This is a genomic window from Janthinobacterium lividum, assembly GCF_011601275.1.
In the GTDB taxonomy this organism is placed as follows: Bacteria; Pseudomonadota; Gammaproteobacteria; order Burkholderiales; family Burkholderiaceae_D; genus Janthinobacterium; species Janthinobacterium lividum_E.
This window is the reverse complement of record NZ_JAAOLY010000014.1, coordinates 17,277-31,978: the sequence shown is the minus strand read 5'-3', so window position 1 is coordinate 31,978 and position 14,702 is coordinate 17,277. Positions and strand designations below refer to the sequence as shown.

The following is a 14,702-nucleotide window of genomic DNA, read 5'->3' as shown; positions in this document are numbered from 1 at the left end:
CGGCCCGCCTAGTCCGTCTGCGCCGTGGGCCAGTAGTGGCTATCCGGCGTGTCGCGCGCGCCGAAGATTGCCTGGCCGACGCGCACGACGGTGGCGCCTTCCTCAATGGCGATTTCATAATCGCCGGACATGCCCATCGACAGCTCGTCGAGGCTGACGCCATCGGGGGCATCCTGGCGCAGCCGGTCGCGCAGTTCGCGCAGCAGCACGAAGCAGCGGCGCACGCGCACGGCTTCCGCCGACAACAGCGCCAATGTCATGAGTCCGCGCACCCGCAGCGCCGGAAAGGCGGGCAACTGGCGCAGGAAAGCGGCCACCTCGTCCGGCGGCAAGCCGTACTTGCTGGCTTCGCCCGAGGTGTTTACTTGCACGAACACGTCGAGCCCGCGTCCTTCCGCTTGCAGGCGCCGCTCCAGCGCCTCGGCCACGCGCAGGCTGTCGAGCGCCTGGAACTCGCTGGCAAAGCGCGCCACCAGCTTGGCCTTGTTGGTCTGTAAATGGCCGATCACCGACCATTGCAGGTCGGCCAGGTCCGCCATCGCTTCCCATTTGCGGCCTGCCTCCTGCGGCTTGTTTTCTCCCAGCATGCGGCAACCGGCGGCGTAGGCCAGGCGCAGGCTCGCCTCGGGCTTGGTCTTGCTGACGGGCAGCAGGCGCACGCCGGCCCGATCGCGTCCGACCCGCTGGCAGGCGGTCGCCATGCGCGCATGCACTGCCGCCAAGTTGCGGCGGAAGTCGTCCACCGACACGGCTTGCGGCCAGCGCCCATGCCGCTCGTGCATGGTGGGAGTGAGCAGGGGAGTGTCTTTGTGCATGTGTCGGCCTTGTGTCAGTCTTTAGCGGCAGGAGTCGCGGGAGCGGTGTATGATTGTCCTATGCCAAAATATATCATGTCTGAGACTACCGTGAAGATCATGGGAAAAACCGCGGCGGAACTGTTCGACAGCATCCGCGTGCTGACGCAGGCGGGCGAGTTGCTGCCGGGCCAGGAGTTGCCGACCGTGCGCGAGCTGGCCGCGAGCCTGGGCGTCAACCGCAATACCGTGTCGCTGGCGTACCAGCGCCTGGTGACGGCCGGGATCGCGGTCACGCAAGGGCGCCTGGGCACGGCCATCCGCGCGCAACGCGATCCCGGCGAGCAGGAAGGCTTGCTGCCCGGCTCGCCCTTGGCCGACCTGGGCGGCGGCAATCCGAACCTGGCCTGGCTGCCCGACGTCGGCGCGGCCCTGGCGCGCAAGCCATACCGCCCGCGCCTGTATGGCGAGGCCACCGTGGACCCGGAGCTGGAAGTGCTGGCGCGGCGCTGGATGGCCGGCGATTGTCCGGAGCAGCACGAGATCACCGTGACGAATGGGGCCGTCGATGCGGTCGAGCGCCTCCTGGGGGCGTACCTGGTCGCGGGCGACAAGGTGGCAGTGGAAGACCCGTGCTTCGTCAGCAGCATCAACACCTTGCGCATCGTCGGCCTGCACGCCGTTGGCGTGGCCGTCGATGCCGAGGGCATGCAGGCCGGGGCGCTGGAACGGGCGCTGGCGCAAGGCGCGCAAGCCGTCATCGTGACGCCGCGCGCGCACAATCCCACCGGCTGCAGCCTGAGCGCGGCGCGCGCGGAGCAGCTGCGCGCCGTGCTGGCCGCCTACCCGCACGTGCTGGTTATCGTCGACGACCATTTTTCGCTGCTGTCCGCCGCCCGCTATCAGGACGTGATTCCCCCTGCGGCCCGGCGCTGGGCGCTGATCCGTTCGGTATCGAAGATCTTCGGCCCCGACCTGCGCCTGGCCGTTGTCGCCAGCGACGGGCAGACCGCCCAGCGTTTGCGCCTGCGCCTGGCGCCCGGAACGAACTGGGTCAGCCATCTTTTGCAGGACGCCGTCAGCGCCTGCCTGTCGTCGCCCGACGTGTCCGCGCAGGTAGTCCTGGCCCGCGCCGACTATGCGCGCCGCCGCGGCATGGTGGCGGCGGCGCTGGCGGCGCAAGGCCTGGTCTGCGCCGGTCCCGTCGATGGCCTGAACCTGTGGCTGCCGCTGCCGGACAGCAGCCAGGCGGCCGTGCTGGCGCTGGCCCGGCATGGCTGGCTGGTGCGCGGCGGCGAAGCCTTCGGCGTGCAGGCGCCGGCGCAGGGATTGCGGATCACCGTGTCGAGCATCGATGAGGCGGACGCGCAGGCGTTCGCCGAGGTGCTGGCCCAGGTGCTGGGCCGGCCATAGTTTTTTCGTTACTCGCTACAGAAGGGAACATCATGAAAGTCCATTTCATCGTGCATGAAGCGTTCGAGGCGCCGGGCGCCTATGAGACCTGGGTGCGCGAGCGCGGCCACGAGGCCACGTATTCCCGCGTTTATGCCCATGAACCGCTGCCCGCTTCCATCGCGGACATCGACCTGCTGGTCGTCATGGGCGGGCCGCAGTCGCCGTCGACGACGCGCGAGGAGTGTCCGCATTTCGACGCCGCGGCCGAACAGGCCCTGATTGCTGCCTGTGCCGCCGCGGGCAAGGCGGTGGTCGGCGTTTGCCTGGGTGCGCAACTGATCGGCGCGGCTTTGGGAGCGCCGCATGCGCACAGCCCTGAAAAGGAAATCGGCAAGTTCCCCATCATGCTGACGGCGGACGGAAAGGCGAGCGACAAGTTCGCGCATTTCGGCGATGTTCTGGAAACCGGGCATTGGCACAGCGACATGCCGGGCCTGACGGACAGCGCGAAGGTCATCGCCTATAGCGAAGGCTGCCCGCGCCAGATCGTCGAATACGGCAATCTGGTGTACGGCTTCCAGTGCCACATGGAGTTCACGCCGGAAGCGGTCGACCTGCTGATCGCCGCGTCAGCAACAGAACTGGCCACGCTGGCGTCGCATCGCTACGTGCAGCAGCCAGCGATCCTGCGCGCCCACGACTGGCAAGCCATGAACGGCCAGCTTTTTATCTTCCTCGACCGCCTGATGCAGGCGTACGCAGCGCAATAAAAAAACGCCAGCATGATGCTGGCGTTGTGGGGGCAAGCGGCGAGGCGCTTATTTCTTCGGCGCGCTCAGGCATTCCTTCATGAAGGCCTTGCGGGCATCGCCCTTCATGTCCTTGGCGTCGACATTGCACGCTTTCATCTTGTTTTGCTGCGTCATGGCCGGCGCCGGCTTGGCGCTCAGGCACTCTTTCATGAAGGTCTTGCGCTCATCGCCTTTCTTGCCGGCGGCGTCCGCATTGCAGGTCGTCATTTTTGACTGTTGGGCCGTCTTGGCGACGGGCGCCGCTTCCGGTGCGGCGGCAAAGGCGGTGCTGGCAAACGCGGCGGCGATGCAGAGGGCGATTAATTGTTTCATGGTAAATCCTTTAGGCGCAGTCAGTGGAAGGGGACATGCAATCGGCAGGCAATGCCGATATGCAGAACGTAACTAACTATATGACATTTATCAACAAAATTTCCACTCGAGTGTGTCTTTTTGTTACTGACAGGCACAAGGCGCTCCCCGGCTGGCCCGGGCAGCCATGTTGCGGCGGCAGCGCCCCTGTTTTTTGCTATGCTAGCGTCTTTCCACCGGCCGATGCCGCTGCCTTGGCCGGCGCACCCTCAATACGGAGTAGTTATGGTCTCGTTGCAAGAGCAGTTTTTAAAGGCCGGCCTGGTCGACAAGAAGAAGGTCAAGCTGGCCAACCAGGACAAGAGCAAGCAAAAAAAGGACGAGCGCAAGAGCGGCACGCAAAGCGTCGACGAGGTGCGCCTGGCCGCGCTCGAGACCCAGCGCAAGAACGCGGAACGCGCGCGCGAACTGAACGCCCAGCGCGACGCGGCCGCCAACCAGAAAGCCATCGTGGCGCAGATCGCGCAAATGGTGCAAAAAAACCGCCAGAGCAAGGGCAACAACGGCGACGTGCCGTATAACTTCACGTTCAATAACAAGATCGAGCGCATCTACGTGACGGCGGCCGTGCAAGCCCACCTGGTGGCGGGCCGCCTGGTGATCGTCTGCCTGGGCGGCGCCGTGGAACTGGTGCCGCGCATCATCGCCGACAAGATCGCCGAACGCGACCCCGCCATCGTCGTGCGCGTGAAACAGGCCAGCACGGAAGTGGATGAGGATGATCCGTATGCGGCGTTCCAGATTCCCGATGATTTGATGTGGTAAATGGGTGACCGCCCGGCGTGCCGCTTGCTCACATGCGGCAGCGCGACCAGCTGACGATGGACAGCCAGCGGTGGCTTTGCCGTATCCCATGGCGCCGGTTCATGGCGATGTCCGCGCCGGCGGCTTGGCCGCAGCCCCGATCATTTTCCATCCATTGCCGGAAGGGTCGCGAAAGCCGGCATCCACCTGCCCGTAGCGGTCCACGGGCTCCTGCGTGAATTCGACGCCGCACTTGCTCAGGCGTTCGTATGCGGCGCGGCAGTCGTCCACCAGCAGCACCAGCGGCGGCATGGCTCCCTTCGCCACGATTTCATGCAGGGCTTGCGCGGTTGCCGCGTCATGTATCGGCGGTTCGGGACGGAACAAGCCGAGCTGGAAAGATGGCTGGTCCGCAGGCTGCACCGTCAGCCAGCGATAGTCGCCGTTTCGGACGTCCGTGTGGACGCGAAATCCCAATTTTTCGACGTAGAACGCAAGCGCTTCGTCCTGGTCGCGCACATACAGGCCGACCACATTCACACTTTGAGTCATATCAGCTCCTTGAAATGAAGCTACAGTTTGCCAGTTGCTTTCCTGCGCCGCTTCTCCAAAACTGCGATGTTCAGATTGGGCCGTTCGGCGTCGCGCATGACGCACTCGGGGATATGCTCGCCCAGGTGCGGGGCCGAGCGCTCGCGCATTCGCAGCTCGCCCGGGCTTGCGCCCGTGATGTCGCGGAAGATGCGCCCAAAGGTGCCAAGGCTGGTCCAGCCGGTTTGCAGCGCGATCTGCGTAATGGGCAGGTCGGTGCCGCGCAGCAGTGCCGTGGCCCGCTCGATACGGCGGGTAAGCAAGTAGCGGTGTGGGGGCAGGCCGAAGGCCTTTTTGAATTCGCGCGCGAAGTACGCCATCGAGACAGCGCTCACTTGCGCCAAGCGATGGACGGGCCAATCCTCATCGGGAGCGCCGTCCATTCTATCTTTCGCACGCAACAATCGCCGCAATAGCAGGGGACTCTGACCCATCCTATCCTCGCGCCAAACTGTTAGTTATCGGGACCGCCCACAGGAGCGGGGGAGACCGATACGGACTTCTCGGCCGCAAACGAAAACGCCAACCTGCGAGGGTTGGCGTTCTGTAACAACTAATTCTTGGTGGCCCGGGGCGGAATCGAACCACCGACACAAGGATTTTCAATCCTCTGCTCTACCGACTGAGCTACCAGGCCAAGGTGGCGAATTATAGCAGACCAAAACGGGAATGCAAGAGCCGGCCGCGACTTTTCCTGTATTTCCCGGATTGGCATTGCGTTACTTGCGCGTGGATCAAATATGATTTGATATAAACGGTATTTTTCTCAACAAAGGATGGGCGCATAGTGTGGCCATTGACATGTATTTGAGAGGACTATCGCATGAACACGACTACCCAACACACCGCCATCCCTGAAATCGGCCTGGGCACCTTCCGCCTGCAGGGCCAGGTCGTCATCGATTCCGTCACCACGGGCCTGGACGTCGGCTACCGCCATATCGACACGGCGCAAATCTACGGCAATGAAGCCGAAGTGGGCCAGGCGATCGCCGCCAGCGCCGTCCCGCGCGACGCGCTGTTCGTCACCACCAAGATCTGGATCGACAATCTTCAGCGCGACAAGCTCATTCCCAGCCTGAAGGACAGCCTGCGCAAGCTGCGGCTGGAACAACTGGACCTCACCCTGATCCACTGGCCGTCGCCGCAGGACGCCATTCCCGTGGCCGAGTACATGGAAGCGCTGGCGCAGGCCAAGGCGCAGGGATTGACCAAGGCCATCGGCGTATCGAATTTCACCAACGCGCAACTGCGGCAAGCCATCGATACGGTGGGCGCATCGGAAATCGCCACGCAGCAGGTCGAGATCCACCCCTTCCTGCAAAACCGCAAGGTCATCGATTTCGCGCGCAGCCAGGGCATTCACATCACGGCCTACATGCCGCTCGCGTATGGCAAGGTGATGGCGGACCCCGTGATCGCGGCCATCGCCGCCAAACATGGCGTGACGCCGGCGCAAGTGGCCCTGAGCTGGTCGCTGCAACAGGGGTTTGCCGTGATCCCGTCGTCGACCAGGCGCGCCAACCTGGAAGCGAACCTGCATTTCCAGCGCATCATCCTGTCGCCGGACGAGATGGCGCAGATGGCGACCCTGGAACGTGGCGAGCGCCTGGCCAACCCGGACGGCCTGGCGCCGCAGTGGGATTGAGATGGGTGCCATGACGAAGCTGGGGCAGGGCGGTTTCAGCGTCGGCCTGGAACTGCCGCTCGATAATGACTGGTCGTCTACGGGGCGCCAAGCGAATGCGGCGTCCGGCCGCGTGCCGGGCGAACCGGACCTGAAACAGCACGCGGCGCTGGCAAAGCTGGCCGACCGCCTCGGTTTCAAGGCCCTGTGGCTGCGCGACGTGCCCCTGTACGATCCGTCGTTCGGCGACGCGGCCCAGGTCTTCGAGGTATTTACCTATCTCGGTTACCTGGCCGGCATCACCGAGAACATCTTGTTGGGCACGGCCGCCGTGGTGCTGCCTCTGCGCGAACCCGTATTGACCCTGAAGGCGGCGGCCAGCGTCGACCAGTTGAGCGGCGGGCGTTTGCTGCTGGGCGTGGCCAGCGGCGACCGGCCCGTCGAGTATCCCGTGTTTGGCCGCGACTTCGACCAGCGCGGCGCCGCTTTCCGCGAGCAGGTCGCCATGCTGCGCGACTGGGGCGAGACGCGCCTGCCGCCCGGCATCCGTCTGCTGCCGAAACCGGCCGCGCCTCTGCCGCTGCTGGTGGCGGGACTGGCGCAGCAGTCGCCCGTGTGGATAGGCGCGCAGATGGATGGCTGGCTCGCCTATCCGGGCACGCCGGAAGACCATGCGCGGCGCTCGGCGCAATGGCGCGCCGTGGCTGGCGACGACAAGCCGTATGTCAGTTTCATCCACCTGGACCTGGACGAAGATCCGAACTTGCCGCTGCAGCGCTTCCGCTTCGGCGGGCGCACGGGACGCGATGGCCTGATCGCCGAGCTGCACGCCATGCGCGCGGCCGGCGTACGGCACATCGGCTTGCAGCTGCGGCAGAACCGCCGCTCGCTGGCCGAGACGATGCAGGAGATCGCGGAATATGTGTTCCCGCATTTTCACGCAGAAGGACAAAGTTCATCCGTCTGAACGCTTGTGTCCCGCATGATGTTGCCGGATAATCAAGCATTCAACGCCGCTTGTGAACCCGAAGTTCATGCGCGGCGCTTTTTCATGGCGGAACCGGCGGGAGCAGCGATTGAACGTAGTACGGAGGGTGAAATGGCAACTGGGAGTCATGTCCATGCTCGTCTTGCACATGGCTGCCACGCAAGCGGGCGAGGGCGACGTTCTCGCGCTGGCGCGGCTGTGGAGCGAGGCACGCGCCACGCATCCGGCCCTGGCCGATGGCGCCATCGACTGGGACCGCGCACTGGTCTCTGCGCTGCCGCAACTGCAGGGCAAGGATAGCGAGGCCAGCTTGCGCGGCGCCGCCACCACCATGATGGCGCCTTTGCATGACGGCGCGCTGCGCATTGGCGTGCCAAGCCAGGAGTTCGTGCGCTGGCCGGCCGATGGCGCCGTGCTGGAATGGCTGCCCGGCGATACGGCGCTGCTGCACCTGCACCCAGGCATGCGGATTGATGTGACTCCGTTCGTGCTGCCGGCGCGTGCCAGGCGGGTGATCCTGGACCTGCGCCCGATCGCTGAAGTACCGTCCATGCCGTCGCCAGTCATGCTGCACGCCGTGCTGTCCCAGTTGATCGGCCAGCCATTGTTGCCGCCAGCGCGACGCTACCGCTTTTCAACGGGGCCACGGCCGCAAGATCCGCAGGACTGGGAAGGCATCACGCCCGGTTTCATGCAGATGGAAACGCAACGCCTGTACCCGTCGGCCGGTGCGCGTGCGCTGCCCATGGCGGCGATCGTGAACGACACGCAGCCCGTGCCAAGCACCTTGCTGGCTTTGCAGCGGGCGGGGCGCGTACGCATCGTGGCCGAGGAAGGGGCGTGGCGCAGTCGGACCGGCCCGCTGCAAACGCTGTGGCTGGCCGAAGGCCTGCCGGTGGAGTTTTCCGCGGGCCAGCTGGTCTGGTCAGACGGCAGCGTGGCGCTCTGGCATGCTGACCGGACTTTGCCCAAGGACCGCGCCACGGGCAAGAGCAGTATGCCTGTAGAGGCGGCGCTGGCGCTGCTGGGGCGCCCGGCCCGCACAGTGGCGCCTGTGGCGCCTGTGGCGCAAGCGGCCATCTACCCCGTGCGGCAGGACGATGCCGTGTATCGCGACATGCGTTTTCCACAGCGCGAATGGCGCATGCTGGCGGCGATCAAGCTGTGGGCAACCATGGATAAGTATTTCCCCGCCCGCCGTCTGATGGACACTTCCTGGGAAGAGGCCCTGCGGGTTTGCCTGCGGCGCATGGAGGAGGTACGGGACGCCCGAGAATATGGTCTGGCGCTGCAGGGGATGGCGGTGCATCTCGACGACAGCCATGTAGGTACGGCCAGTCGGGCACTGGGCTGGAACGAGCGTACGCATGGTCTGCGCATGCAGCTTGCGCGCATCGACGGACAGATCGTGGTTGCCGGCGTGACCGACCCCGCGCTGGAGCGCACTGGCCTGCTGCATGCGGGCGATGAGATCATCAGTATCGATGGCGAAGACGTGGCCGTGCGCCTCGCGCGCTTGCGCACCATGACGGCCGCCTCGTCAGATGCGGGGCACTGGCGCAAGGCCATGTATGAGATGTTGATCGTCCCGGCCGGGACCAAGGTGCAACTGCTGCTCTCTGGCGGCGATGGGGTACGGCGGACAGTGACACTGGAGCCAACACCGCTGGACGATGTGCAGCCCTTGCGCCATGCCTTGCCAGGCGTGCGGGTGGAACAGGGCATTGCCTATGTCGACCTGGATCGATTGCTGCCCGAAGAAGTCGACGCCATGTTTGACACCATCCAGGATAGCCGCGCGCTGATTCTCGACATGCGCGGCTACCCGCACGCGACAGGACGCGCCATCGCCAGGCGCCTGAATGTCAATCATGCCGCCTTCTTTTCCACCTCGTATCAGCAGTTGGCAATGCCGCTGGAAGCGGGCCATGGCGCGCAACTGGCGTATGTGGACCGTCTCTTTCCTGCGCGAGGGCCGCTGTACCGCGGCAAGGTCGTCATGCTGATCAACGAGCAAACGCAAAGTGCGGCCGAACACCTGGCGTTGATGCTGGAGGCGGCCACGCCCGTCACCTTCATCGGTACGCCCAGCGCGGGGGCAAATGGCGACTTGCGGGAAGTGGTGCTTCCTGGAAATGTCCATGTCTGGTATTCGGGCCTGGAGGTGCGCCATGCGGATGGGCGCCAGCTGCAAAGAGTGGGCGTGCAGCCGCATATCCTGGTCGCGCCCACGGTGGCCGGCTTGCGTGCCGGGCGCGATGAAGTGCTGGAACGGGCGCTGGCATTTCTACGCCAGGATCAAGAATAGTCAACATCTTTGGCTTTCCCCCGTTTTCTCTGGCGCGCAAGCATGCTGAAACGGGGGCGGCAAACGCTATAATGGCCGCATGAACAGTCCCACTTCCCCCACCATGCGGCGCTTCATGCACAGCCACAGCGACGTTTGCATCGTCGGCAATGGCGCCATCGCGAAAACCACGGCGCTGGCGTTTGCCCAGGCAGGACAAAGCGTCACCCTGCTATCTCCGGCGAGCCCGCCGGTGCCCGCATCCCCTTCGGCCGCCAAGCCGGTCGAAGCCAGCTGGGATGTGCGCGTGTATGCGCTCAATCACACGGCGCACCAGTTGCTGTCGTCGCTGAAGGTGTGGGGCGCCCTGGAGGCCGACAGGGTGGCGCCCGTCGACGCCATGCTGGTCAACGGCGACGGCACGCAGGCGGGCGGACTCGGTTTCGACGCCTACGGCGCCCATGTGGGCAGCCTGGCGTGGATCATCGAAGACCGCAATCTGGGCCAGGCGCTGGACGCCGCCCTGAAATTCGCGCCGAACGTCAGCGTGCTGCAGGGCCGCGCCAGCCGTCTGGAATGGACGAATGACTCGGCCATCGTGCACCTCGATGGCGGCGATACCATCACCTGCGCGCTGGTGGTGGGTGCGGACGGCGCCCAGTCGTGGGTGCGGGGCCAGTGCGACATCGGCCTCGATTACCGCTCGTACGGCCAGCGCGGCGTGGTCAGCAACTTCGCCTGCGAAAAGCCGCACCATGGCGCGGCCCACCAGTGGTTTACGGGCAGCGAAGGCATCGTCGCGCTGCTGCCGCTGCCGGGCGAGCGCGTCTCTCTCGTCTGGTCGGCGCCCGATGCGCTGGCCGATACCTTGATGGCCGAACCGGCCGACGCCCTGGCCGCGCGCCTGGCCGCATATTGTCAGGACAAACTGGGCAAGCTGACGCCTTTGCAGCCGGAGCTGGTGCGCGCATTTCCGCTGACTCTGATGCGCCCGCACGCCATGGTGGCGCCGCGCGTGGCCCTGGTGGGCGACGCCGCCCACGTGGTCCATCCGATGGCTGGCCACGGCATGAACCTGGGCTTTGCCGACGTGGCGCAGCTGGTCAAGACGATCGGCGAACGCGAAGCGCACCGCGGTATCGGCGATGAACGCGTGCTGGCCCGCTATGCGCGCGCGCGCAAGGAGGACGTGCTGCTGATGCAGTTGGCGACCGACGGCCTGGCGCGTTTGTTCGGCGCCGATCTGGAGCCGTTGCGCGTGGTTCGCAATTTGGGATTAAACTTGCTGGATAAATTACCTGCCCTGAAGCGGAAAATGATTTCGCACGCATTGGGACACCAGTAAATATCAGCGTATCTTAAGATATCGCCGGATAATGGCAGCAGTGAAAATTCAAGGTCGCCGCAGCTGGTCTGCGGCGATCGTTTTGTCAAAGAGGTAACGGCGCCGGGCCCCCTGCCAGTTTCGCCGGGCGTTACAAGTGGAGAAGTGATAGTGATAACAATGAACAGAAGCATGAGCAAAATCGCCTTGCTGATGGCCTCGGGCCTGATGATGTCGTGCGCCGGCGCGGAAACGCCGACGGAAGCGAGCATCAAAAAGCTGATCGAGCCGCGCCTGGGCGAAGGCGCCAAGGTCGATTCGGTCAAGGAAACGCCGTACGGCGGCCTGTACGAAGTGCGCACGGGCGGCGACATCCTGTACACGGACAAGTCCGCCCAATACCTGTTCGTCGGCCACGTCTTCGACGCCAAGACGTCGCAGGATCTGACCAAGGTGCGCCTGGACGAAGTCAATCGCATCAAGTTCTCCGACCTGCCGCTCGATTCGGCCATGAAGACCGTCAAGGGCAATGGCAAGCGCGTGATCGCCGTGTTCGAAGATCCGAACTGCGGCTATTGCAAGCGCTTCCGCCAGAACGCGTTGAAGGAAATCGACAACGTCACCGTCTACACCTTCATGTACAACATCCTGTCGCCCGATTCGATCGCCAAGTCGCGCAATATCTGGTGCTCGCCGGACCGCAACAAGGCCTGGGATGACTGGATGCTGAACGGTAAAGTGCCTGCCGCATCGCCAGCCAATTGCGCCAACCCGCATGAAAAAATCCTGGCCCTGGGCCAGCAACTGCGCGTTTCGGGCACGCCAGCCATCTTCTTTGCCGACGGCAGCCGCATTCCTGGCGCGGTCGATGCGAAAACGCTGGAACAGAAATTCTCGACCATTAAGTAATCCGGGCTGTCGCCAGGAAGGCTGGACGGCGCGCCCTCGCAAGGCGCGCTTTTTTTTGCATTTTTTTCCGCTGTCGTATCATCAAGTGTTGTTCGTAGACGCCATAACAATCCAAAAAAGGGGAAGCAGCAGATGATTACCTTGAATATCAACGGACGCGACACGCAGGTCGACGCCGATCCTTCCACGCCCATCCTGTGGGCGCTGCGCGACAACCTGAACATGACGGGCACCAAGTTCGGTTGCGGCGCGGCCCTGTGCGGCGCCTGCACGGTGCACCTCGACGGCCAGCCGATCCGCTCGTGCATCACGCCGATTTCCTCGGTCGGCGCGCAAAAGATCACCACCATCGAAGCGATGGAAAACGACCAGGTAGGCAAGGCCGTGCAGGCGGCATGGGTGCGCCACGACGTGCCGCAATGCGGCTACTGTCAAAGCGGCCAGGTGATGAGCGCCACGGCGCTGCTGCGCACCAACAAGGCGCCCAGCGATGCCGACATCGACGGTGCCATGAGCGGCAATATCTGCCGCTGCGGCACCTATCAACGGATCCGCGCAGCCATCAAGGACGCGGCCAAGACCCTGGTCTGAGGAGAACGGCATGCGTATCGAATGGTTGAATCAGGAAGCATTGCAGCATGGCGGGGTGACCCTGGGTGCGGCGCTGGCATCGGCGCCGGTGGCTGTGGTTGGCGCGGCCGATGGCGTGTCGCGGCGCGGTTTCATGAAGGCCGGCGCGGTGGCTGGCGGCGGCTTGATGCTGGGCTTTTTCCTGCCCGGTGCCGGCAAGCTGGCGCAGGCGGCCGATGCCGCTCCGGCCAAGCCCGTGTATGCGCCGAACGCGTTTTTGCACATCGCTCCCGATAACACGGTGACGGTGCAGGTGAACCGGCTGGAATTCGGCCAGGGCGTGCAAACGAGCTTGCCCATGCTGATCGCCGAGGAGCTCGACGCCGACTGGAGCCTGGTGCACGGCGCCCTGGCGCCGGCCGGCGAGCAGTACAAGGATGCCGCCTACGGCATGCAGATGACGGGCGGCTCGGGCAGCATCGCCCACTCGTTTACGCAGTACCGCGAAATTGGCGCCAAGGCGCGCGCCATGCTGGTGGGCGCCGCCGCCGCGCAGTGGAAAGTCAGTCCCGACCAGGTGCGCGCCGCCAAGGGCGTGCTGTATGGCCCAGGCGGACAAAAGGCGACGTATGGCGAACTTGCCGACGCGGCCATGCGCCAGCCCGTGCCCGCCACCGTGAAGCTGAAAGACCCGCGCGAATTTTCCATCATCGGCAAACCCGTGAAACGTTTGGACGCGGCCGCCAAGTCGACGGGAAAACAGCAGTTCGGCATCGACTTCAAGCCGCCCGGCGCGAAAGTGGCCATGGTGGCGCGCCCGCCCGTGTTTGGCGCCAAGGTGGCGAAATTCGACGCCAGCAAGGCGAAAGCCATCAAGGGCGTGCTCGATGTGCTGGAAGTGAAGACCGACCGTGGCGGCAGCGGCGTGGCCGTCATCGCCGACGGCTACTGGCCCGCCAAGCAGGGACGCGACGCGCTGGCGATCGAGTGGGATACGAGCGCCGTGGAAAAGGTCAGCAGCGACAAGCAGCTGGCCGCTTTCAAGGCGCTGGCGAAAACGCCGGGCACCGTTGCCAGACCTGCCGACATGGGCAAGCTGGCGTCGGCGCCGAAAAAGATCGAAGCCGTGTACGAATTCCCCTACCTGGCGCACGCGCCGATGGAGCCGCTCAACTGCGTCGTCGACCTGCAGGCCGACAAATGCACGATGTGGGTCGGTTCGCAATTCCAGACGGGCGACCAGGCGGCGATTGCCGCCACTTCCGGCCTGAAGCCGGAGCAGGTGACCTTGCACACGATGATGGCCGGTGGCGGGTTTGGCCGGCGCGCCGTGCCGTCGTCCGACTACGTGGTCGAAGCCGTCAACGTCGCCAAGGCGTACCGCGCGGCGGGCAAGAGCGGCCCATTGAAATTGATGTGGAGCCGCGAGGATGACATCAAGGGCGGCTACTACCGGCCGTCGCACGTACACCGCGCGCAGATCGGCCTTGACGCCAAAGGGAAAATCCTCGCCTGGGACCACACCATCGTGGGCCAGTCCATCATGGCCGGCACGCCGTTCGAAGCCTTCATGGTGAAAAATGGCGTCGACGGCACTATGGTCGAAGGCATGGGCGAGCCGTACACCCTGCCGATGAAGCTGTCCGTGCACACGGCCAAGGCGAACGTGCCCGTGTTGTGGTGGCGCTCCGTCGGTTCGACGCACACGGCCTTCGTCATGGAAACCCTGATCGACGAGGCGGCGCACCTGGCGAAGATGGACCCCGTCGCCTATCGCAAGCAGCTGATCGACGCCAAGCACACGCGCCACATCGCCGCGCTGGACCTGGCCGTGGCCAAGTCCGGCTATGGCAAGAAGAAGCTGCCGAAAGGGCAGGCCTGGGGCGTGGCCATGCACGAGTCGTTCAATTCCGTCGTCGCCTACGTGGTGACGGCGTCCGTGGTGGAAGGCGCGCCCAAGCTGCATCAGGTATGGGCCGGCGTGCATTGCAACCTGGCTGTCAATCCGCTGACGATCGAGGCGCAAGTGCAGGGCGCCGCGCTGATGGCGCTGGGCATGACCATCCCCGGCGCGGCCATCACGCTCAAGGATGGCGTGGTGGAACAGCAAAACTTCGGCGACTATCCCGTGCCGCGCATGCCCGACATGCCGGTGATCGAAGTGCACCTGGTGCCGTCGGGCGACGCGCCGACGGGCATGGGCGAACCGGGCGTGCCGCCATTGGCGCCTGCCTTTGCCAATGCGCTGTTCGCCCTGACGGGCAAGCGTCTGCGCAAGCTGCCGTTCGACCTGGCGGCCGCATGACGGTA

14 protein-coding genes and 1 tRNA gene are annotated in these 14,702 nt (G+C 64.8%); 10 read left to right on the top strand and 5 right to left on the bottom strand.

The genetic code is table 11. The annotated features are described in order from the left end of the window. Positions 1–8 precede the first annotated feature (8 nt). On the bottom strand, positions 9–815 hold the full coding sequence (locus GYK42_RS20415; protein WP_166448967.1) for a YggS family pyridoxal phosphate-dependent enzyme: 807 nt from the start codon (positions 813–815) through the stop codon (positions 9–11). Between the two features lie 90 nt (positions 816–905). Between GYK42_RS20415 and ptsJ the strand changes: the two genes are divergently transcribed. Together ptsJ and GYK42_RS20405 are read left to right on the top strand one after the other, a co-directional pair. Further along, entirely contained in the window at positions 906–2,207 is a 1,302-nt protein-coding gene (ptsJ, locus tag GYK42_RS20410) for a transcriptional regulator PtsJ (protein WP_166449072.1), read from the top strand. A 32-nt stretch (positions 2,208–2,239) separates the two neighbouring features. Next, positions 2,240–2,959: a glutamine amidotransferase-related protein gene (locus tag GYK42_RS20405; protein ID WP_166448966.1), complete on the top strand. Its 720-nt coding sequence runs from the start codon at positions 2,240–2,242 to the stop codon at positions 2,957–2,959. Positions 2,960–3,007: 48 nt separating this feature from the next. On the opposite strand, the gene GYK42_RS20400 is transcribed toward GYK42_RS20405, so the two are convergent. Next, positions 3,008–3,313 (bottom strand): PsiF family protein, encoded by a 306-nt coding sequence (locus tag GYK42_RS20400; RefSeq protein WP_046682222.1) that lies wholly within the window; start codon positions 3,311–3,313, stop codon positions 3,008–3,010. Positions 3,314–3,577: 264 nt separating this feature from the next. On the opposite strand from GYK42_RS20400, the gene GYK42_RS20395 reads away from it, so the two are divergent. Continuing rightward, positions 3,578–4,117 (top strand): DUF2058 domain-containing protein, encoded by a 540-nt coding sequence (locus GYK42_RS20395; protein ID WP_034753528.1) that lies wholly within the window; start codon positions 3,578–3,580, stop codon positions 4,115–4,117. Positions 4,118–4,216: 99 nt separating this feature from the next. Here GYK42_RS20395 and GYK42_RS20390 read toward each other — a convergent pair whose 3' ends face one another. From GYK42_RS20390 to GYK42_RS20380, 3 genes are all read right to left on the bottom strand, one after another. Beyond that, positions 4,217–4,648, bottom strand: a complete 432-nt coding sequence (locus tag GYK42_RS20390; RefSeq protein ID WP_166448965.1) for a VOC family protein — start codon at positions 4,646–4,648, stop codon at positions 4,217–4,219. Positions 4,649–4,668: 20 nt separating this feature from the next. Next, positions 4,669–5,121: a helix-turn-helix transcriptional regulator gene (locus GYK42_RS20385; protein WP_166448964.1), complete on the bottom strand. Its 453-nt coding sequence runs from the start codon at positions 5,119–5,121 to the stop codon at positions 4,669–4,671. Positions 5,122–5,248: 127 nt separating this feature from the next. After that, a tRNA-Phe gene (locus GYK42_RS20380) sits at positions 5,249–5,324 on the bottom strand. A 186-nt stretch (positions 5,325–5,510) separates the two neighbouring features. Between GYK42_RS20380 and dkgB the strand changes: the two genes are divergently transcribed. The 7 genes from dkgB (at position 5,511) to GYK42_RS20345 (ending at position 14,697) form a co-directional block, all read left to right on the top strand. Next, a complete protein-coding gene (gene dkgB, locus GYK42_RS20375) occupies positions 5,511–6,335 on the top strand; it encodes a 2,5-didehydrogluconate reductase DkgB (protein ID WP_166448963.1) in 825 nt (274 codons plus the stop codon). A 1-nt stretch (position 6,336) separates the two neighbouring features. Then, a complete protein-coding gene (locus tag GYK42_RS20370) occupies positions 6,337–7,281 on the top strand; it encodes a TIGR03571 family LLM class oxidoreductase (protein WP_166448962.1) in 945 nt (314 codons plus the stop codon). A 154-nt stretch (positions 7,282–7,435) separates the two neighbouring features. Continuing rightward, positions 7,436–9,610 (top strand): S41 family peptidase, encoded by a 2,175-nt coding sequence (locus tag GYK42_RS20365; RefSeq protein ID WP_166448961.1) that lies wholly within the window; start codon positions 7,436–7,438, stop codon positions 9,608–9,610. A gap of 79 nt (positions 9,611–9,689) precedes the next feature. Continuing rightward, on the top strand, positions 9,690–10,934 hold the full coding sequence (locus GYK42_RS20360) for an FAD-dependent monooxygenase (protein ID WP_166448960.1): 1,245 nt from the start codon (positions 9,690–9,692) through the stop codon (positions 10,932–10,934). Positions 10,935–11,105: 171 nt separating this feature from the next. Continuing rightward, entirely contained in the window at positions 11,106–11,822 is a 717-nt protein-coding gene (locus tag GYK42_RS20355) for a DsbC family protein (RefSeq protein WP_230492381.1), read from the top strand. A 132-nt stretch (positions 11,823–11,954) separates the two neighbouring features. Beyond that, positions 11,955–12,413: a (2Fe-2S)-binding protein gene (locus GYK42_RS20350; RefSeq protein WP_166448959.1), complete on the top strand. Its 459-nt coding sequence runs from the start codon at positions 11,955–11,957 to the stop codon at positions 12,411–12,413. 10 nt (positions 12,414–12,423) lie between these two features. Then, entirely contained in the window at positions 12,424–14,697 is a 2,274-nt protein-coding gene (locus tag GYK42_RS20345) for a xanthine dehydrogenase family protein molybdopterin-binding subunit (RefSeq protein ID WP_166448958.1), read from the top strand. Positions 14,698–14,702 lie beyond the last annotated feature (5 nt).

Excerpts from the sequence above, each read along its gene's own strand:
- GYK42_RS20415 (WP_166448967.1), bottom strand. The coding sequence starts at position 815 with ATGCACAAAGACACTCCCCTGCTCACTCCCACCATGCACGAGCGGCAT.
- GYK42_RS20405 (WP_166448966.1), top strand. The coding sequence starts at position 2,240 with ATGAAAGTCCATTTCATCGTGCATGAAGCGTTCGAGGCGCCGGGCGCC.
- GYK42_RS20400 (WP_046682222.1), bottom strand. The coding sequence starts at position 3,313 with ATGAAACAATTAATCGCCCTCTGCATCGCCGCCGCGTTTGCCAGCACC.
- GYK42_RS20395 (WP_034753528.1), top strand. The coding sequence starts at position 3,578 with ATGGTCTCGTTGCAAGAGCAGTTTTTAAAGGCCGGCCTGGTCGACAAG.
- GYK42_RS20390 (WP_166448965.1), bottom strand. The coding sequence starts at position 4,648 with ATGACTCAAAGTGTGAATGTGGTCGGCCTGTATGTGCGCGACCAGGAC.
- GYK42_RS20385 (WP_166448964.1), bottom strand. The coding sequence starts at position 5,121 with ATGGGTCAGAGTCCCCTGCTATTGCGGCGATTGTTGCGTGCGAAAGAT.
- dkgB (WP_166448963.1), top strand. The coding sequence starts at position 5,511 with ATGAACACGACTACCCAACACACCGCCATCCCTGAAATCGGCCTGGGC.
- GYK42_RS20370 (WP_166448962.1), top strand. The coding sequence starts at position 6,337 with ATGGGTGCCATGACGAAGCTGGGGCAGGGCGGTTTCAGCGTCGGCCTG.
- GYK42_RS20365 (WP_166448961.1), top strand. The coding sequence starts at position 7,436 with ATGCTCGTCTTGCACATGGCTGCCACGCAAGCGGGCGAGGGCGACGTT.
- GYK42_RS20360 (WP_166448960.1), top strand. The coding sequence starts at position 9,690 with ATGAACAGTCCCACTTCCCCCACCATGCGGCGCTTCATGCACAGCCAC.
- GYK42_RS20355 (WP_230492381.1), top strand. The coding sequence starts at position 11,106 with ATGAGCAAAATCGCCTTGCTGATGGCCTCGGGCCTGATGATGTCGTGC.
- GYK42_RS20350 (WP_166448959.1), top strand. The coding sequence starts at position 11,955 with ATGATTACCTTGAATATCAACGGACGCGACACGCAGGTCGACGCCGAT.
- GYK42_RS20345 (WP_166448958.1), top strand. The coding sequence starts at position 12,424 with ATGCGTATCGAATGGTTGAATCAGGAAGCATTGCAGCATGGCGGGGTG.